Source organism: Microseira wollei NIES-4236 (assembly GCF_020521235.1).
Classification (GTDB): Bacteria; Cyanobacteriota; Cyanobacteriia; order Cyanobacteriales; family Aerosakkonemataceae; genus Microseira; species Microseira wollei.
In genome coordinates, this window is the sequence record NZ_BLAY01000475.1 from 1 (window position 1) to 892 (window position 892).

1 protein-coding gene is annotated in these 892 nt (G+C 40.0%); it reads right to left on the reverse strand.

Annotated features, from left to right (window positions below):
* On the reverse strand, positions 1-668 hold a 668-nt coding region (locus tag MiSe_RS49325), incomplete at its 3' end, for a reverse transcriptase N-terminal domain-containing protein (protein ID WP_226594904.1).
* Positions 669-892 lie beyond the last annotated feature (224 nt).

Genomic DNA, 892 nt, shown 5'->3' on the forward strand with positions numbered 1-892 from the left:
TTGGTAGGGAATAGGGTTTTGTCATCCATGACTCCTGATTTTAACCAAGTTTTGATTTGTCGTCTCAACTTGGGGTAGGTTTGGAGTTTTGCCAAAAGTTTTTCATGATTGATTTTGTCAAAGCATTTGGCTATATCGGCATCCAGAACAAATTTTGATTTTTGTTTGATTGCTGTAAAGATTGCTTCGATTGCATCATGGGTAGAACGTCCTGGTCGGAATCCATAACTGTTGGGTTCAAAACGGGCTTCCCACTCGGGTTCCATTGCTAGTTTTACTAATGCTTGTAAAGCAGGTTCATGCATCGTCGGAATTCCTAATGGTCGCTTTTCTTCTGTCCCTGGTTTGGGTATCCAAACTCTACGGGTAGGTTTCGATTTGTTTCCTAATTTGAGTTGGGAAATTAAGGTAATTCTTTCTTTAGGTGCTAGGGATTTTATACCGTCAACACCTGCGGTTTTCTTACCTTGGTTATCTTGCGTTACCCGTCGTACAGCTAATAATTTTCCGTACCATGAATTTTGGAGTAGCCGTTGTAACTTGTGGACTAATTTGACATTACCCCGTTGGCTGGCTCTGAATATTCGTTTTTGCAACTTAAAGACGCATCTTTCAACTTTCCGCCAATTGATGTTCTTCCATTCATACATCGGTTCTACCGTGTCCATAACATTTGAATTGCTACTAACAGCTATTCAGTCCATGTAACCGGATTCACGTCTGCATATCCTGTTCATTACAAACAGGCATTTGCTTCTTGAATCATCCTTTCCTTATAAACCTTGTGCTGGTTACTACTTAAGATTCGACCTATCTTAAGAGATTTATAAGGGTTACTTCGTTCCTAATTTCCGTTGTTCCTAGTTTTAGGGTCTTTCTATACACCGAGTCT